Raw genomic sequence first — 18487 nt, forward strand, 5'->3', positions numbered from 1 at the left:
GCATAAACTTCTCTGATCTGTCTCTATTGTAGCAATGACAGTATCCTAAAAACAACGGACGCGTGTTTAACCTAAAAGCAGAAAAAGTTAACCATCAGGAAATATGGAGTTTTCATTCATCAATTACTTAGACAAAAGATCATTATTGCTAAAAATCTTCTTCGCTCCCTAGAATGAAGAGGAAAATAAGCATGAAATGGAGAAGAAGTATAATTATTATTCAGTTTTAAGCTGATCTTTAATCTTGCAATCTTTGCAGTTTTAATTATAATAAATATATAATTATAATGATTATAATTTGCATCAATCTTCTAACCAGTAAGATTATGCACTTTTTCTCAAAATCTATTATTGAAGGAGGTCATTTAATGGAAGAAAAGAAATGCCCCGTAACAGGCCATACCCAGCACACCCCTACCGGCAGTGGGACCAAGAACAAAAACTGGTGGCCAAATCAATTAAACCTCAACATTCTTCATCAAAACTCTGCTTTGGGCAATCCCATGGATTCGGACTTCAATTATGCTGAAGAATTTAAGAAACTTGACCTGGCAGCCGTAAAGAAAGATCTTTATACTTTAATGACCGATTCCCAGGATTGGTGGCCTGCCGATTACGGTCACTATGGCCCCCTCTTCATCCGGATGGCCTGGCACAGTGCCGGAACATACCGTTTGAACGACGGACGGGGCGGCGCCGGAAACGGAACCCAGCGCTTTGCCCCCCTCAACAGCTGGCCGGATAATGTGAACCTGGATAAGGCGCGCCGTCTGCTCTGGCCCATTAAACAAAAATATGGAAAAAAAATCTCCTGGGCCGATCTGATGATCCTGGCCGGCAATTGTGCTTTGGAATCCATGGGCGTCAAGACCTTTGGCTTCGCCGGCGGCCGGGAGGATGTTTGGGAGCCTCAGGAAGATATTTATTGGGGCTCTGAAGGAGAGTGGCTGGGGGACCAGCGCTATTCCGGAGATCGGGATCTTGAGAACCCTCTCGCCGCAGTACAGATGGGCCTGATTTATGTTAACCCGGAAGGTCCCAATGGACAGCCCAGTGTCCTGGCTTCCGGCCGCGATGTGCGGGATACATTCAAACGCATGGCTATGAATGATGAAGAAACCGTGGCCCTAGTGGCCGGCGGACATACCTTCGGCAAATGCCATGGTGCCGGCCCGGCATCCCATGTCGGTCCTGAACCCGAGGGCGCCGACCTTGAAGAGCAGGGCTTGGGCTGGAAGAGCACTTTCCGCAGCGGCAAGGGCGGCGATACCATCGGCAGCGGCATCGAAGGCGCCTGGAAACCCAACCCCACTACCTGGGATATGGGCTATTTAAACACTTTATTCAAATATGACTGGGATTTAGTGAAAAGCCCTGCCGGAGCTTGGCAGTGGATTCCCACTGACCCGGCTGCAGCAGATACCGTCGAGGATGCTCATGACCCTGCCAAACGCCATGCCCCCATGATGACTACGGCAGACCTCTCCCTGAGAATGGATCCGATCTACGGACCCATCGCCAAGCGATACCGGGATAACCCTGAGGAGTTTGCTGATGCTTTCGCCCGGGCCTGGTTCAAGCTGACTCATCGCGATATGGGGCCCCGCTCCCGCTATTTGGGTCCGGAAGTTCCTGGGGAAGAACTGATTTGGCAGGACCCGGTACCCCCAGTGGAGCATGAATTAATCGACGAACAGGATATCGCCGATCTTAAAGCTAAACTCCTGGCTTCCGGCCTTTCCGTCTCCCAGCTGGTCTCCACGGCCTGGGCTTCCGCTTCCACCTTCCGGGGTTCGGATAAACGGGGCGGCGCCAACGGAGCACGGATCCGCCTGGCGCCTCAGAAAGATTGGGAAGTCAATCAACCGGCTCAGCTGGCTGAGGTATTGGCAGCTCTGGAAACGATCCAGGCTGAGTTCAACAGCTCCCAATCCGGCGCAAAGAAGGTCTCTCTGGCCGACTTAATCGTCCTGGGCGGTGCCGCCGCTATTGAACAGGCTGCTAAAAACGCCGGCCACACTCTGGTCGTTCCTTTTACGCCGGGCCGCACCGACGCTTCTCAGGAGCAGACCGAGCTCTATTCCTTCGCAGTTATGGAACCGAAAGCCGATGGTTTCCGCAACTACCTGAAAGGCAAATCTTCTGCATCGGCGGAGGAAATGCTGGTTGACCGGGCCCAACTGCTGACCCTGACCGCTCCGGAAATGACCGTTCTCATCGGTGGCCTGCGGGTTTTGAATGCCAATTACGGCCAGTCCAAGCACGGTGTTTTCACTCAGCGTCCAGAAGCCCTTACCAACGACTTCTTCGTCAATCTTCTCGACTTAAGCACCGAATGGAAAGCCGTATCGGAAGAAAAAGCTCTCTATGAGGGCCGGGACCGGGCCACCGGCAAACTGAAATGGACCGGCACCCGCGTGGATCTGGTCTTCGGCTCCAATTCCCAACTGCGGGCCCTGGCGGAAGTCTATGCCTGCGGTGATTCTCAGGATAAATTCCTTCAGGACTTCGTATCCGCCTGGAATAAAGTAATGAATGCCGATCGCTTCGATCTGGCCTAAGACAACAGCAGATTAGATCTGAAATAACCGCCGTCTGGGGCGGTTATTTCTTTTGGGCGATCTATTGCTCCTCTTTCTTTCCTGCAGTAGAATTGGCTTATAAAAAACCTTTTACGGAAAGGAGCGATGGTTTTCATGATCGACTTCATGCTGCCGAAAAGGCTCATTGTTTTTTCTATGGCTTTAATCCTTGTTTCAGGCTGTACAGATATATCAATGAACACTCTTCCCATTCCATCAACCGGCACGCCATTGGCCCGGCAGGACGGGGCACAAGACAAGCCCCTTCTTACCTGGGAAGCCGTTAAGGAACTGACGGCCGGAAGCCTCAGCTACTCAGAAATCCGGAATTCCTTCTATTTCCAGGACATAGGCTCTGGTTTATATGTAATCAGCTTCCCTATTAAAGAGGGGCCTGAGTTTTCCCTCAGTGCGAGCTCCACCGGCCCGGATGCTGCGCCCTTATCGATAATGCTGCATTGCGAGCCTGCAGGCCTTTCCCTTAAACTGAACCCGGAAAACCTTGGCCTCATGTTGGGCTTGTCCAACAACAGCGATACGCTGCAGAGGATCCATCAACTGTTTAACAACGGAATTCCGGTTCCCCAGGATGCCCAAACCTACGGCAACCTTATTTATCTGACCGGCAGGGCTCCACAGGAAATACTTCGGGATTACCATACTATGCTGCTTCACGACGGCTGGGAGCCGGCAGACACTCTCGGCCTGAAACAGTTTTATAAAAAGACCATCGATGGGAATGAGCTGCTTATCTCCGTAGCGTACATACCGGAAAACGGTTCCCAGGATACGGAGAACCTCACAGTGATCCGGTTTAATATAGAGCCTTTACCAACCGCGCCAAACCGTCTTATACACGATGAACAGGATGTGCAGGCACTGGTGGAAGCCTTCGGGAAAAGAATTCAGGCCGTCTCCATTACGGCCCCTCCCAGCAGTGCGGCTGCCGGCATTGCCGAACATTACAGCGACTATGTAACACCCGAGCTGCTGCAACAATGGCAGACTGATCCGCAAACGGCTCCGGGCCGCCTGGTTTCCAGCCCCTGGCCCGATCGTATTGATATTCTGGCAACAGAAATGTATGAGCCAGACCAATACACAGTTCGCGGAGAGATCATCGAGGTCACCAGCGTAGAAATGACACAGGGCGGAGCTGCCGCCAAGCGCCCGGTGGAAATTGCTTTGCGGCAGATAAAAGGCCGCTGGTTTATCAGCGGCGTGCGCATGGGCGAGTACGTCCAGACCGGCCCTGTTGTTTATGAAAATACCCGCTACGGCTTTGCTTTCCATCTGCCGGAGACCTGGAAAGGATATAGCATCATCGCGGAGCAATGGCAGGGAACCCAAAACGGCGAAACTGCTGAAACCGGCCCCCTGCTTCTGATACGGCATCCAGAGTGGACCCGGGAACTTCCGCGCCAGGACATCCCGCTTATGGTCTTCACTCCCGAACAGTGGCAGGCCCTCCGGGAAGAAGGATTATCTGTCGGTGCAGCCCCCATCGGTCCCCGTAAGCTGGGAGGTAATTCCCGCTACATCTTCGCCATACCGGCCCGCTATAACTATGCCTTCCCTGCTGGTTATGAAGAAGTGGAGGACATTCTTCAAAGCAGTCCTCTTTGGCCTTTACGACAATCTGCACTCCTTCAGTAAAAAGCTATGTTCTACATCCTCATCTGCCTGGGAAGCCGTTCAGGAGCTCTGAGCCTGTTCCTCCTCCGGGGCGTCCGGCAGAACAGGCCTCTGTGTGTAACTCAGATTGGCAAGCGCTTGCCAATCTGGCAAGGGGGACTGTGGGGAGCTATGCTCCCCTCTCTCCTTTAATCGGGAATTCCTAGTTCATCCATTATCCCTACCCTGAGGATTTCGAGGAAATCCACGTCATTTTCTTCCCCCAGCTCTTTTAACCATTTAGGGATCATGATACATTTGGGAACGGATTTCTTATCAATAGCCTGCCGTACCAACAGTGTATCAGCTTCCAGCGTAATGATCTCAGCGCCCTCCCGCTTTTCCCAATTCGCGGGATTGGAGGCTTCCGGGATTTGTTTCTTGGCTTTTTCCATATGATAGAGATGCATCCCCAGAGAAAGTTCCGCCTGATGAAAAGCGTCTTCCGGGGTTTCCCCCTGACAGATCAGATCCGGCAGATCCGGGAAAACGACGATATATCTGCCCGACAGGGTATTGCGCTCAACAATGGCCGGAAAAAGATAGTGCGTGATCATGTTACCGCGTCCTTTTTAATTTTAATCGATTTACTTATAGGCTATGTGGCCAAGGGCTTAAGTGTGACAAACTCAACAACGGATTGCTGTCCTGTACGAAATTATTGCGGAAATATAGCCGGAAATGTAGTATAATTTTCCTGATAACAATGACAGTTGATGCCAGGGAAATTTATAGTTAGCCATAGGTGCGCTGGAGGAAAAATGATAGGTTTAAAAAACTTCTTTCAAAAATATTTGTTTGCAATAACTGTATTTACCGGTTTGATTATTACTGTTTATTCCCTCTATTTTATAAAATACAAAATGTTTGGCGGAGCGATCGAAGTTCTTCTCTTGTATGTGATAATTTTTCCGCCAATAATTGCTATAACTGATTTTTTAGCAAAGCCCAAAGAAAATGAAAATAAAACAAAAAAGAAAATGGGCCTTGTTTTAGATGTGATTGCTGTATGTATCCTTACCTGGACCTTCTTTATATCACCGTATGCAGTAGGACTTTATGCTATTTTAACAATTGCGTTAATTTTAATCCTATTATCTCGCTTCCCGAAACTGCAAACAAAGCTCAAAAACAAAGCCAATCAAAAGGAACGCTCTGTTTTCGTATTATCTATTTTTGCTATTTTGATTCTTGTTCCCCTTATTTTCACTTCTGCAACTGGAATAAAAACGATCCGGAATACGCAAGTCTTACTGGAAAACACTCATTATACGGACACAGCGTATGTTGACATCATTAATAACAAAGCAGCTTTAGCTATTGTTTTTGAGGGAAAAGCCACCGTAACTGATGGCACACAAGATGATTTGGGCTTCTATTTATTTAAAGCAAGCAAAGACAATAAGGAGTATGCTATCGCCGTGAATATTTTAGGGGGAGACATCGTCGGAGAAGTTTTGCTGGAAGGCAATCCCTACCTGCCTTATTACCTTCGCTAGCCTTCACCTTATGAGCATATAACTCTTTATTCCCACTTAAAAAAATGCAGAGAAATGCTTATACATATCACCGCAATGACAATCATCACCATAATGGGGATGAAAACACCTTCCATCGGCAGACCAAGGGAAGCGGCTTTGAGAAGTTTAATCCCCTGAGTCAATGGCAGTAGATCAGCTGCTTTTTGAAGATTAACGGGCATCACTTCATAAGGCAGCGTAGCACCGGAAAAAATAAGCATGGGAAAATAGAGCAGGCTGGCTGCAACACCGGCTATCTTCATATTTGGTGCAATTCCCCCTACCAACAGCCCTATGCTGAACATAGACAGCATGACCAGCAAATATGCTCCCAGGAATTGAAGCCATGAACCGTATAGCTGATAGCCGAAAAATATCGCCCCTGTCGTGTAAACAAGGATAAGAGAGGCAATCGAATAAAGCGCGTAAATAACAACCTGTACTGCCAGGATAAGAGAAGGGCTGGTGGGTGTTACCTTAAACCGCTTTAATATTTTTCTGCTTCGATAATCAGATATCACCAGCGGAAGCCCCATCACACCTCCGGCACAAATGGCAATGGTCGCTACGGCACCGAAAGATTGTTCCAAAAAAGTATAGTCTGCGCCGTCGAAAGCGGGCTTACTTCCGAAAACGGCTCCTAAGATAACAACGACCACAACAGGCAGGCAAATGGCAAAAATAAACATATCCATTCCACGAAGGGATAGCCTGATCTCTGTTTTAAGCAAGGCTCTGAATGCTTTCATTTTCTACCTCCTCATCTGTATACCAAAGATAGGCATCTTCAAGTTTTTCATAAGGACTTGCTTCAACCGCTTCTTGTACCGTCCCGCAAAAAACGCTTCCCCCATTCTTCAAAATCATGATTTTATCACAAAGAGCTTCTACCTCGTCCATAAAATGAGAGGTTAGCAGAATGGTCATCCCTTTCGCTTTTAACCCGGAAAGACTCCTCCACACATCACGTCGGGCCTTAGCGTCCAGCCCTGTGGTCAACTCATCCAGGAATACGACTTCAGGATTGGGAATCAGTGCCAGTACGATGAAGAGCCGTTGCTTCTGGCCTCCCGAGAGCTCACTGACCAGGCTTTTCGGCTTGTCGTAAAGCCCGAATTGTTTTAAAAGCGCACCATAATCCAGAGAGGTTTTGTAAAGGGAAGCCGTCACCTCACAAAGTTCAGCCACCTTGATTTTGTCCTGATAATTGGCTTCCTGAAATTGAACTCCAACTCTCGCAAAGAGCTTTTTCCGGTCTTTTTGCGGATTCATTCCCAAAATAGATACCCTTCCGCTGTCTTGTTTCTTCGTTCCCAGGATACATTCCATTGTACTGCTTTTACCCGCGCCGTTGGCACCCAGCAAGCCAAATACTTCCCCGCGGCGAATCGAGATGTTAACATTCTCTACCGCTTTGACATGAGCGTAGGATTTGCAGAGTTTTTCTACTTTTATGGTCGTCTCCATACCTATACGTTCCTCCTGTTTTTTCTTTACGTAAAAAAAATAACACCAGAACGAAGTCTGGTGTCAAAGTGTAGGGTTTGCTGCAAATTGTTTTTTCATCTTCTCCAGATGGGAGAGCATCGTTTCCGCATTTTGTTCAGCGTAATGCAACGATGTGAGCAGCTTGTCACATACAGAAATAATATCCTCGCTTTCTTTTGGCGTGTCAATGACTTGCCGGATATCCGCTTGGGGGTTATTGGATAAAGTATTCAGCATCCGTAGAATTGCTGAAAGAGAGTAATTGGCACAACGCAAGGAACGTATAACTTTCAGCCGCCGGATATCTTCATCCGTATAAACACGATAACCATTTTGTTTTCGTTTTATGGTCAGCAAGCCGTTCAGCTCCCAATTTCTTAAAGCATCCATGGAGATTCGCAAATAATCAGCGGTTTCTTTTCTGGTTAAAACGGCAGTACCTATTTCCTGGTGATCACCGGATAACAGCTTTTCGACAATTGCTATGGCTTCTTCGGCATTTCCTTGTTCATTTCTTATTTGCTGCAAATAGCGTTCAGTCAAATGCATTGCCTTGTCAAAATTCCCGGAGGCCGAGGTCTTAATAATGGCAATGGCTTGCTTTCGCAATCCGTTTTGCAAAACCTCGACCTTTAATGCCGTTCTCGCCAATTCGATCTGTTCTATGTGGAAATCTGTAAAAATGCGATAACCATTGACCTTGCGCTCCGGTTTGGGAATAAGTTCAAGGTCTTCATAAAGCCGTACTGTGTTGGGATGGATGCCCATACGCCGGGCAATTTCTGCGGTCTGGTAAGTCTTCATCTAAGCATATCACCCTCCTTCTCCCCACTATCCTATTACTGCGTAAAAGCCTGGTGTTATAGTGGAGGGTTTCGGTTCCAGGAGATGTCTGCCGTTTGCAGGATTGTGAAGTTGAGGGGACCACTGTATAGTGTAAAAGAGACTCATACAGCATGAGCAGATTAATCTAACTAGCAGAGGATGTAGTTTATGCACATTATAATTGAAAAAGGGCTTGAATCGGATATAGAAGAGCTGGCCTTGCTTTATGACGATTTGAATGATTATCTGGCCAGAGGTGAAAATTATCCAGGCTGGAGAAAAGGCCTCTATCCTATTCGTGAAAATGCTGTAGAAGGGATTGCCAACAGGCATCTCTACGTTGCCAGAGCATCCGGGAAACTAGCCGGGTCGATTATTCTCAACCATGAGCCGGTACCTGCATACCACGGGGCGAACTGGGGCATTGACGCAGATTATTCGGAGATTTTTGTAATCCATACCTTTGCCGTCCACCCTGCCTATTTGAAACAAGGTATTGGATCATCCTTAATCGAATTTGCGGTACATTACAGCATCAATGAACATATCAAATCCATCAGGCTTGATGTCTATGACCATAACCTTCCAGCTATCAGACTCTATGAAAAAAGCGGCTTTACCTATGTGGGTACCGTAGATTTAGGGCTAGGTCATTACGGACTGGATTACTTTAGATTATATGAAAAGCTTCTGTAGCGACTCGACCTTCAAGCCATAGCAGGGGTTTGCCCAGAAGGGCCTATTCAAACAAGGAAAGCTGCTCCAGTCGGCAAGGCCCTTTGTAACTCGCTATGATGTCGGGCATTTTGTAAAGAATCCCGTATTGGTTGCATTTATCCTGAAATAAACTCCACAATTCCCCGGCCTTAAGGGAACGGCATTCATAGGCATTCCCATAGGTTTCTATGTACTTTTCTTTAAGGGATGGAAACAATTCAGCCAATTTTTCATAATACCATGCTCTTTGATTCTGTCTTAAGGTTACCCCGAAGGCAGGATAGATAAATTTTGCCCCTTTTTGATGAGCAAGATCAATAATCCGGCTGATATTCTCCTCCGTATCCTCAATGAACGGCAGCACAGGCATTAATAATATGCCGGCAAAAATCCCTTCCTGAGTCAGTTCTGCGATTGCCTCAAGCCGCCGGGAGGAAAGGGCTGCATGAGGTTCAATTTTACGGCACAGAGCATCATCGGCCGTGGTCACCGTCATCTTGACCAGCACCGGTGAATGCTTGCCTATCTTCTTGAGAAGTTCTCTGTCCCGGACAATCAGATCGCTTTTCGTGGCAATGGCCGCACCAAATCCGTACCGATGGATCAGCTCCAAGGCGCCTTTTGTCAGCTCATACTTTTTTTCAAATGGGTTGTAGGGATCACTCATGGCTCCTGTGCCGACAACACCCTTTCTCCGCTTTGACATGAGCTCGCGTTCAATTAAGGCAAGGGCGTTTTCCTTAGCTCTTACCTCATCGAAATCATCCACTCTGTAACATTCGCTCCGGCTGTCACAGTAAATGCAGCCATGACAGCAGCCCTTGTAGATATTCATCGTATAATTGCAGCCGAACCAGAGGTTGTTTTCAGCATACCCGGATAAAATTGTTTTGGCAGGAATGAATTCCATTTTAATTGCAGCTCCTTAGGCAGTATCCTTGCACTGCCCCATATCTATATCCTTATAGATATATTGCATAACATCATTATAGCTCTTTTACCTATGCTGGAACAATAAGCAAAAGATCTAACGATATCTACAAAAAAACGGGTAATTTACCATGGGGAAATGATGAGTTATAATTGCCTCAAATAGACTGATAAGGGGCTGATAAAGCATGATGAAAGATGTAAAGCAAACCATCGGCAATTTAATTGATAAACAAAATGTTTCTTTTATAGGTTCGGTTGATGAGGAAGGGTTTCCAAACTTAAAGGCCATGCTGCCGCCGAGAAAAAGAGATGATCTTAAAACGTTCTATTTCACAACCAACACTTCGTCAAAGCGTGTGGCTCAATACCGTGAGAACCCCAAAGCATGTATCTATTTTTGCGATAAAAGATTCTTTCGTGGCGTCATGCTTAAAGGTGTGATGGAAGTATTGGAAGATGCGGCCAGCAAGGAAATGATCTGGCAAGAGGGTGACACTATGTACTATCCCCAAGGTGTTGCCGACCCAGATTACTGCGTATTGAAATTTACGGCAAATACAGGACGGTATTATGCTAATTTCAGTTCGGAAGATTTTATTATTGAAAACACAGGGGGCTGAGACTATGGAAAGTTTCGAGTACAAAACACTGTTTACTGATGCTAAAGGAATATTAGGAGGTAAAGTTGACCAAAATGCCTTCCAAAACGAATTAAACCAATTGGGTTCACAAGGATGGGAACTGGTAAGCACCGTGGCTGCCGCTCAGAGCTACGGCAGTACAAGGTGGATTATCTCGACATTTAAACGCAGGATAAGGTAAGTAAGATGTTGGCCAATTTGGAGCAAAAAATCCCTCAAACGAAGTGTTTTGAGGGATTTTGCTTTTTGTTAACCAAAATATAAATTTTTACTTTAACCTTCTCAGCAGCGATACCTGACTCCGACCTACTTGGCAGTCGCTTCCCCTCCCCCATGATATCTTCCCCGCGGTACGATAAAGGGCGAACCGGATACCGGGTCCTGGGCCACCACACAGTCCAGTCCAAAGACCTGTTTCATCAAATCTGCGCTGATAATCTCTCTGGGGGCCCCCTGGGCAATCAGATTCCCTTGATGAACGGCAAAGATATAATCTGCATAGCGGGCGGACAGATTGATATCGTGAAGAACCATAACGATGGTGGTCCCCCGCTTCCGATTCAAATCCGTCAGCAGATCCAGGATTTCCACCTGATAGGTGATGTCCAGAAAGGTGGTCGGTTCATCCAGGAGCAAAATATCCGTCTGCTGGGCGAGAGCCATGGCGATCCAGACCCTTTGACGCTGGCCTCCCGACAATTCATCCACACTGCGGTTGGCAAGTTCTGTAATTCCCATAATCTCCAGAGCCTCTTCCACAGCCTCATAATCCTTTTTCCCTAAGCCTTTAAGAAAGCTCTGGTAAGGAAACCTCCCCCGGGAAACCAGGTCCGCCACGGCGATTCCTTCCGGGACCACCGGAGACTGGGGAAGCAAGCCCAGCACCCGGGCCAGCTGTTTGGGGGGAATGGTGCTGATGGGCTTGCCGTCAATAGCAACCTCACCGGAAACAGGTTTGATCAGCCTGGCCAGAGTTTTTAACAAGGTGGATTTACCACAGGCATTAGCTCCGATGATCACGCTGATTTTATGGCTGGGAATCACCAGATCGATGGTATTGAGAATAATTTTATGATCATAACCGGCCACCACATGGCTGGCCGAAAGTACAGGTGTTTTTTTCATGCGGCTCCTCCGGTTCGATTCATACGGATCAGTAAATACAACAGATAAGGTGCACCCAGGATTCCGGTAATAATCCCCACCGGAAAACGAATGTCAAAGACAAACTGCCCAATACTATCCGCCAAAAGCACCAGGGCTGCTCCTGTCAGACCGGCCGGCAGGATATTTGACGAACCGGGGCCTGCCAAACGGCCGGCGATGGGACCGGCCAGAAAAGCCACAAAGGCGATGGGGCCTGTGACGGCTGTGGCATAAGCAATCAAGAAAACAGCGCTGAGAACCAGAGCCAAACGGATCCGGTCCGTCCTTAACCCCAGGGTAATAGCGGACTGGTCTCCCAGTTCCAGGATCTTTAACTGCCTGCTCAGTAGAACCAACACGCTGCCAAAGATCAGCACTACCAGGAAAAGCCCCGGCATAGACTTCATTTGCATGCCGTTTAAACTGCCGCTAAGCCAGCGCAGGGCAGCAGGCACATCGTATTGATTGGCTCTCAGCAGCAGGAAAGAAATCAGGGAGTTCAGCATAGCCTGAACGCCAATGCCGATCAAAATCAATCGTCCCCCGGAAAAATTCCCTCTCCGGGAGAGCATATAGATCAGGAAGGCCACGGCCAGCCCCGTGGTGACTGCCGCCAAAGAGACCAGGGGACCGCTGATTTTCAAGATAATAATACAGAACACAGCTGCCAGACTGGAGCCGGAAGCCACCCCGATAATATCCGGGCTGGCCAGAGGGTTTCTGAGCATGGTCTGAAATGTCCTTCCCGCCATGCCAAAAGCCATGCCCGCCAGCAGTCCGGCCAGCATCCTGGGCAGCCGCAGCGTGCCGATGGCAAAGGTCGCTCCTTTGATCTGTTCACCCAAAAGAACCCTGATGATCTCCCCCAGAGAATAACGGGTATTGCCCAGATAGAGCATCGTCCCGCACAGGAGCAAGGTCAGGATTAATAAAAGCAGGGTCACCACGGCAATGCGGACCCGGCGGCGGTAAAAGCCCTCTTGGACAGGATTCGGTTGCTTTATACTCAGCTCATGATTAATCATAAGGAACGCACCTTCGTTCTCATGGCGATCATAATCAGAATCGGCGCTCCCAAAAAGGCCGTGACAATCCCGGCTTCCAGTTCACTGGGCTGACCTATGAGCCTGCCGATAATATCGGAAATCGTTAAAAGCATAGCCCCTCCCAGTGCCGACATGGGAATAATGATCTTCATATCCGGCCCGCAGATCAGCCTCATCGTATGGGGAATCATCAATCCTACAAAGGCGATGGGCCCCGCCAGAGCTGTTGTGGCACCACAAAGCAGCACCCCCGCCACTGCCCCGGCAATCCGGATCATTCCCGTATTTACCCCTAACCCTGTGGCCACATCATCCCCCAAAGCCAGGGCATCCAGGGCCGGAGCTGTCAGCATGCCAATGCTTAACCCCAGAGCCAGAAAGGGGGCCACTGCCAGAATACCTTCCCAGGTAGCTCCACTGACACTGCCTATCTGCCAAAACCGGAAGGCATTCATAACCTCGGTCCGGGGAAGGATCACGGCACTGACCAAAGAGGATAAAGCCGCGCTGGTAGCTGCTCCCGCCAGAGCCAGTTTGATAGGAGTTGCTCCCCCATAGCCCAGGGAGCCGATTCGGTAAACAAAGACTGCCGTCACTAAAGCCCCTATTAAAGCAAAACCAATATATTGACCGGCAGTGCTGATCTGAAAGAAAGCGATTCCGCTCACCACAAACAGAGAGGCACCAGTATTCACCCCTAAAATGCTGGGATCGGCAATGGGATTGCGGGTAATGGCCTGCATGAGAGCACCGGCCACCCCCAGAGAGGCCCCGGCGAGCAAGCTGAACACCGTGCGGGGAATCCGCTCCCGAACCACCAGGGCATCAAAGGAATCACTGCCGGAGTATAACAAAGCCTTGATCACTTCATCCAGACCCACATTGCGTGAACCAAAGGCCAGCGAAGCCCCTATGCACAACACCACACCCAGCACACCGGCGATCGCCAGGATCATTGTTTTTCTTAATTTCATCGCACCCGGTCAGCGGCCTTGCCAATGATGCTTAAGTAATCATCGATGGTGGCCGGAATGGACAGCGCACTGGGAGTACCGGAAGCAGCCAGGGGAGTTCCATCCTGAATCATGGCTACAGAACCTCTCTGGATAGCCGGCAATGTACCCATCAGCGGATCGGCCTGCAGGCTTTTCTGCAAGGCTTCATCACCATAGGCAATGATTATATCCACGTCCTTCAGGATATCCACATTCTCCGCACTCAGTTCAATGGCAAAGCTGGCAGAGTCTTTAGCAAGTTCAGCTACACTTTCCGGAACCTTTAAGCCCAGATCCGTCAGATAAGCAGCTCGGGGATCCGTGGGCAGATAAACATAGAACTTGCCTAAATCGGTGGGGATAAAATAGAAGAAGGCCGCATTCTTGCCGGTCATTTGAGGATAGGCAGCAATTTTTTTAGTGATCAGCTTTTCCAGATCGGCCACCAGCTGCTCCCCTTCTGCCTGCATGCCCATTCCAGTTGCATCCATAATAATCTGATCCCGCCAGTAAGTCTGCCAGGCCACGGTAGGATAGGCAATGACAGGAGCGATTTGACTCAATAAATCGTATTCTTCCTGGGTGATTCCTGAATAAGCCGCCAGGATCACATCCGGCTGGACATCACTAATCGCTTCGAAATCCAAGCCGTCGGTATCGTTAAACAGAACAGGGTTCTCCACACCCAGCTTTTTAAACCCTTCCAGCGTCCAGGGCAGCAAACCGCTGTCATCGGTCACCCCATAATTGGCTTTGGATACCCCCACCGGAATCACACCTAAAGCTAAAGGTATATCCTGGTTCCCCCAGGAAATGGTGGCAACCCGTTCCGGTTTGCTTTCAATCACAGTCTCACCAAAGGCATGCTTAATCTTTAGGGGATACTTCACTCCCCCCTGCTCAGAACCTGTTCCGGTTGATACCCCTCCGCCGGCCGCCGGATTATCCTGTCCGGATGTACCACTTGTCGAACACGCAGTTATCGATAACGATAAGGCAATGACTAAAATCGAACCCATTAGTTTTTTAAATCTCATCATGTCTTAACTCCCCTCTTCGTTTCAGTCATCTCTACTCCACACACAAGTTAGCTTCCGCTAACTGATACAGATTATCATTCCCGATTATTTTTGTCAAGCCTCCTTAGCTGCCGGCAAGACCGCCGAAAGGGTTGCTAACGCCTGAGCATGGAGCCGATATCAAGTTGAGGAAGCCTGTGCAAATACTATAAAAAAACCGCTTGGAATGAGCTGTTCCAAGCGGTTAACCTGTTCTCCTCTAGCGGGGCGGGCAGGAGATTTTAAGAGAAGCTTTGCTCAAAGACCCTGCCAGCAAAGCAAATGTCTCCGAGAGCGCCAGGCGCTTTTCCGGCGGAATGCTGGCGAAGGCCTCTATCTCCATGGCTTTGAGTTCATCAAGCAAACCGCGGGCATAGCGGGCTCCTTGCTCCGTAAATTTGACAATCTTGTTCCTGCGATCGCTGGGATTGGCCTCCCGTACAATATATCCCTTTTTCTCCAGTCCGGAAAGGATAATGGAAACCGTTTGCTTCGGCAAAAAAAGCTTGCTGCCGATTTCATTCTGGGTACAAAAAGGTGCACCGGTATCAATGACCTGAAGTATGAATACCGTCGTCTCATTGGTATTATGTTTCTGCGCCCATATACGGTAGATCTCGTTAATCTGGAACCAAAAATCATAATAGGCAGCAATCTGTTCCAGAATTTTATCATCCATAGCAATCGTCTCCTTATCAATCGTCTCCTTCATAAATGATGTTAACTGATTAATGAGCCGTACCGCCTAGGTTCAAACCCACTACCCCTGCTACAATCAGGACGATGGATACGACTTTCAGGGTATTGACGGTTTCTTTGAACACCACAATTCCTATGGCCGATATAACCACAATCCCCACTCCGGACCATACGGCATAGGCGACGCTGACCGGTATTTTCTTTAAAGCCAGGGCGAACGAACTAAAACATAAAACATAGGCCAGAAACATTCCTAAAGTTGGCAGCATTTTCGTCAGTCCCTCGGACATTTTCATCAGTGTTGTCCCCAAAATTTCCAGTAAAATAGCCAGGGCTAAATAAACCCATTGCATAAGAATCCTCCTCATACTATATATAGTCCAAACATGGACTATTATATAGTATGAGTTTAGGGCAGCTTTGTCAATGTGCGCTGCCCTTTTTTCTACTTTCAGACTTTAAACTTATGTATACTTGCCAGCAACTCCGCTGCCATGCTGGAAAGGTTTTGGCTTGAAGCAGCTATTTGTTCCACCGAAGCAGTCTGTTCCTGGGTTGCCGCCGAGACGGTATGAACATGTTCCGCAGTATCAACACTGATCTCTGAAATCTCGTGAACTGAAGCCGCGATTTGCTGGCTCCCATCAGCCACATGCTGGATTGCCAAAGCGATTTCTCTCATTTTCCCGGATACCTGATTGATTAGAGTTACAATATCTGCAAAAGCGACTCCCGCATTATTCACCACTTCCGTACCGATTTTCACTTCATAGCTACCGGCCTTCATAGCGGCAATAGCTTTTTTCGTACCTTCCTGAACTTCTCTGATCATTTCAGCTATCTGCTTGGATGCATTCTGTGACTGTTCAGCCAATTTCCGGACCTCATCCGCCACCACTGCAAATCCTCTCCCGTTTTCGCCTGCCCGGGCGGCCTCAATCGCTGCGTTTAAGGCCAACAGATTGGTCTGAGCAGCGATTTGGGATATTGCCGTAACAATCTGATCGATTTCACCGGATTTTTCCCCTAACTTGGCAACCATTTCCGCGGAGGTCTCCACTGTTTTTTCGGTATTCCTCATTTGACTGACTGCAGAACTGATAGCTGTTCCTCCGTATGAGGCGGACTCATCTGTTCTATCCGATAATGTAACCACTTGTTTGGTGTTCACTGCTATTTGTTGTATATGGGCTGATATTTGCTCAAAAGTTTTTGAAGCTTCACTGATTTGAGCTACCTGTTTTTCTGCTCCCCAAGCCATGTCTTTAATGGCATCGGCGATCTGATTATTGGCATAGGCCGATTGTTCTGAGCTGGCCGATAACTCTTCCGCAGAAGAGGACACTATATTGGCCGAATCAGCTACATGTGTGACAAGCTCTCTCATCTTAACCAACATAGTATTGACAGCTATCCCCAGTTGACCTACTTCATCGGCGGCGTTGACCTTCACTTGCTCTATATCCAGATTTCCCTCCGCTACCTGCCCTATTTGCTTTACTGCGGCAGCCAGGGATTTGCTGATCGTCCTTGCTGCCATCAATCCTACCGTCAAGGACACGACGATAGCAATAAGCGTAATTATCAAAATCATTCTCTTCGCCATATCCCGGCCGGCAAGGGCATTCTCCATTTCCTGATCGGCCTTTTGGCTCTTGTAATCAGCTAATTCATTGAGAGAAGAATTTATGTCCATCATCAAAGGCGCCGCATTTTCAGAGAACTGAGCATAAGCAGTGGTTTTTTCCCCACTGACCGCCAAATTCAGGACCTTTTCATGGACAGCCCCATAGGCATCAAGATTCTTTGTTATCAATGCCAGCTTTTCCGACTCAAAAGAATCAAGAGCGGTTCCTTTATATTGGCTAACCAAAGTTTGAATTTCCGCAATGGTTTCGTTTATTGTCTTCAACTCTTCGTCCTGTGTTGCCTGATCCTGATCGGTCAACATGATTTTCATGGACAATTCTTCAACCAGCCTGTTGTCAGCCCGAACTTGATTAAGCCATTTCACGGGCAACAGATTATTATTATACATATCTATAATCTCTGAACTCACAACATGGGTATAACTATAGCCTACTCCCCCGACGCTGAGGATAAACAGACTCATGAGAAGGATTATGCCGATAATTTTTTTAGCAGTTGTTAAATTACGAAGCGTTTGCATAGGAAACCTCCAACTCTTTTCATTTTTCCTGTCGATTTAACTTTAGTAAATTTCATCTGATCCTGCATCTGATGCAATCTTTCCTTCTTTCCTTTATTTTCTTGTTGATCATTATACGATCAGAGGATAAGTACTCCCTGAACAGCTACTGAAGATTTGCTGAAGATATGCCCCTTGATCAGAAGGAATTTAAATGCCCGAAGCAGAACTACACATAAAAATCAGACGCAGAGGGTGATAGCAATGAATAAAGCACTTTTTGACCCCGTCGCCGCCCATTATGATTCCTAGTATAATACTGAGCTGGGCTCCGTCTCCGATCAAGTCGAACGCCGCCTGGCTCAATCCCTGTTCAAAACCCCGGGTTCCAAAGTTCTGGAGATCGGCTGCGGCACCGGACAATATACAAGCTGGCTCGTTCAGGAAGGCTACGAGGTCACTGCCGTGGATATTTCCGGGGAAATGATGGCTTTGGCCCAGAAGAAAATCGCCGCCCTTCAAGAAACCGCAACCCAAGCCAAACCTGTCCGCTGGCGGCATGCCGATATTACGGAAATCCTGGATCAGCTGGAAACCTATGATGGAATTTTTTCCATGACTGCTTTTGAATTTGTCCCGGAACCGGAAATGGTTCTGCAAAAACTTTTCAACCGCTTAAACCCTGGAGGCTGTCTGCTGATCGGGCTGATCGCCGGAGAAAGTGCCTGGAGCGACTACTATGAGGAGGCAGCACGCCAGAAGCCGACTTCTGTCTTCGCCCGTGCCACTCTCTATACCAAAACAGAGATCTCTTCCTGGCCAATCGGTGCACCTGCTCAAATCGGGGAATGTCTTTTCTTCCCGCCAACTATTCCGACAGCAGCCGAAGCTCTGGCTCTGGAAGAGAAAAAAGAAGGAAATCCCGGGTTTGTCGTAGCCCGTTGGTGCAAAGGCTAAGCCTAATCATACAAAAATCAAAAAGACCTGCAGGAAACCTTTTCTCATCAAGGATTT

General features: G+C 48.1%; 19 protein-coding genes. 7 read left to right on the forward strand and 12 right to left on the reverse strand.

The window, feature by feature from the left end:
- Positions 1-368 precede the first annotated feature (368 nt).
- Positions 369-2561, forward strand: a complete 2193-nt coding sequence (katG, locus tag BUA14_RS03410; RefSeq protein ID WP_072771291.1) for a catalase/peroxidase HPI — start codon at positions 369-371, stop codon at positions 2559-2561.
- Between the two features lie 135 nt (positions 2562-2696).
- A complete protein-coding gene (locus BUA14_RS03415) occupies positions 2697-4238 on the forward strand; it encodes a hypothetical protein (RefSeq protein WP_072771292.1) in 1542 nt (513 codons plus the stop codon).
- Positions 4239-4405: 167 nt separating this feature from the next.
- On the opposite strand, the gene BUA14_RS03420 is transcribed toward BUA14_RS03415, so the two are convergent.
- The gene (locus BUA14_RS03420; RefSeq protein WP_072771293.1) at positions 4406-4813 is read right to left on the reverse strand and encodes a type II toxin-antitoxin system HicB family antitoxin; all 408 of its coding nucleotides are present in this window, start codon (positions 4811-4813) and stop codon (positions 4406-4408) included.
- A gap of 204 nt (positions 4814-5017) precedes the next feature.
- Here BUA14_RS03420 and BUA14_RS03425 point away from each other — a divergent pair, with 204 nt between their 5' ends.
- The gene (locus BUA14_RS03425) at positions 5018-5755 is read left to right on the forward strand and encodes a hypothetical protein (RefSeq protein ID WP_072771294.1); all 738 of its coding nucleotides are present in this window, start codon (positions 5018-5020) and stop codon (positions 5753-5755) included.
- Positions 5756-5781: 26 nt separating this feature from the next.
- On the opposite strand, the gene BUA14_RS03430 is transcribed toward BUA14_RS03425, so the two are convergent.
- The 3 genes from BUA14_RS03430 to BUA14_RS03440 form a co-directional block, all read right to left on the reverse strand.
- Entirely contained in the window at positions 5782-6525 is a 744-nt protein-coding gene (locus BUA14_RS03430; protein WP_072771295.1) for an ABC transporter permease, read from the reverse strand.
- Positions 6500-7243: an ABC transporter ATP-binding protein gene (locus tag BUA14_RS03435; protein ID WP_072771296.1), complete on the reverse strand. Its 744-nt coding sequence runs from the start codon at positions 7241-7243 to the stop codon at positions 6500-6502. The genes BUA14_RS03430 and BUA14_RS03435 overlap by 26 nt, the downstream gene beginning before the upstream one ends.
- 63 nt (positions 7244-7306) lie before the next feature.
- On the reverse strand, positions 7307-8068 hold the full coding sequence (locus BUA14_RS03440) for a MerR family transcriptional regulator (RefSeq protein WP_072771297.1): 762 nt from the start codon (positions 8066-8068) through the stop codon (positions 7307-7309).
- Positions 8069-8257: 189 nt separating this feature from the next.
- Here BUA14_RS03440 and BUA14_RS03445 point away from each other — a divergent pair, with 189 nt between their 5' ends.
- Complete coding sequence (locus BUA14_RS03445) at positions 8258-8785, forward strand: GNAT family N-acetyltransferase (RefSeq protein WP_072771298.1); 528 nt, start codon at positions 8258-8260, stop codon at positions 8783-8785.
- Between the two features lie 43 nt (positions 8786-8828).
- Here the strand turns inward: BUA14_RS03445 and BUA14_RS03450 are convergent, their stop codons facing one another.
- Positions 8829-9716, reverse strand: coding sequence for an SPL family radical SAM protein (locus tag BUA14_RS03450; RefSeq protein WP_072771299.1), 888 nt, complete (start codon positions 9714-9716; stop codon positions 8829-8831).
- A gap of 208 nt (positions 9717-9924) precedes the next feature.
- Here BUA14_RS03450 and BUA14_RS03455 point away from each other — a divergent pair, with 208 nt between their 5' ends.
- Together BUA14_RS03455 and BUA14_RS03460 are read left to right on the forward strand one after the other, a co-directional pair.
- Complete coding sequence (locus BUA14_RS03455; protein WP_084078338.1) at positions 9925-10359, forward strand: pyridoxamine 5'-phosphate oxidase family protein; 435 nt, start codon at positions 9925-9927, stop codon at positions 10357-10359.
- A 4-nt stretch (positions 10360-10363) separates the two neighbouring features.
- Entirely contained in the window at positions 10364-10561 is a 198-nt protein-coding gene (locus tag BUA14_RS03460; RefSeq protein WP_072771300.1) for a DUF4177 domain-containing protein, read from the forward strand.
- 125 nt (positions 10562-10686) lie between these two features.
- Here BUA14_RS03460 and BUA14_RS03465 read toward each other — a convergent pair whose 3' ends face one another.
- From BUA14_RS03465 to BUA14_RS03495, 7 genes are all read right to left on the reverse strand, one after another.
- Positions 10687-11505, reverse strand: coding sequence for an ABC transporter ATP-binding protein (locus BUA14_RS03465; RefSeq protein WP_072771301.1), 819 nt, complete (start codon positions 11503-11505; stop codon positions 10687-10689).
- The gene (locus BUA14_RS03470; RefSeq protein WP_072771302.1) at positions 11502-12551 is read right to left on the reverse strand and encodes a FecCD family ABC transporter permease; all 1050 of its coding nucleotides are present in this window, start codon (positions 12549-12551) and stop codon (positions 11502-11504) included. Before BUA14_RS03470 ends, BUA14_RS03465 begins: the two co-directional genes overlap by 4 nt.
- On the reverse strand, positions 12548-13546 hold the full coding sequence (locus BUA14_RS03475; protein ID WP_072771303.1) for a FecCD family ABC transporter permease: 999 nt from the start codon (positions 13544-13546) through the stop codon (positions 12548-12550). The genes BUA14_RS03470 and BUA14_RS03475 overlap by 4 nt, the downstream gene beginning before the upstream one ends.
- Entirely contained in the window at positions 13543-14607 is a 1065-nt protein-coding gene (locus BUA14_RS03480; RefSeq protein ID WP_084078340.1) for an iron-siderophore ABC transporter substrate-binding protein, read from the reverse strand. The genes BUA14_RS03475 and BUA14_RS03480 overlap by 4 nt, the downstream gene beginning before the upstream one ends.
- 238 nt (positions 14608-14845) lie before the next feature.
- A complete protein-coding gene (locus BUA14_RS03485; RefSeq protein WP_072771304.1) occupies positions 14846-15337 on the reverse strand; it encodes a MarR family winged helix-turn-helix transcriptional regulator in 492 nt (163 codons plus the stop codon).
- A gap of 16 nt (positions 15338-15353) precedes the next feature.
- Positions 15354-15677: a DMT family transporter gene (locus BUA14_RS03490; RefSeq protein WP_072771305.1), complete on the reverse strand. Its 324-nt coding sequence runs from the start codon at positions 15675-15677 to the stop codon at positions 15354-15356.
- Positions 15678-15775: 98 nt separating this feature from the next.
- Positions 15776-17494 (reverse strand): methyl-accepting chemotaxis protein, encoded by a 1719-nt coding sequence (locus BUA14_RS03495; RefSeq protein ID WP_072771306.1) that lies wholly within the window; start codon positions 17492-17494, stop codon positions 15776-15778.
- 303 nt (positions 17495-17797) lie between these two features.
- Between BUA14_RS03495 and BUA14_RS03500 the strand changes: the two genes are divergently transcribed.
- Complete coding sequence (locus tag BUA14_RS03500; protein WP_242954568.1) at positions 17798-18430, forward strand: class I SAM-dependent methyltransferase; 633 nt, start codon at positions 17798-17800, stop codon at positions 18428-18430.
- Positions 18431-18487: the final 57 nt, after the last annotated feature.

The organism is Desulfitobacterium chlororespirans DSM 11544, from assembly GCF_900143285.1.
Lineage (GTDB): Bacteria > Bacillota > Desulfitobacteriia > Desulfitobacteriales > Desulfitobacteriaceae > Desulfitobacterium > Desulfitobacterium chlororespirans.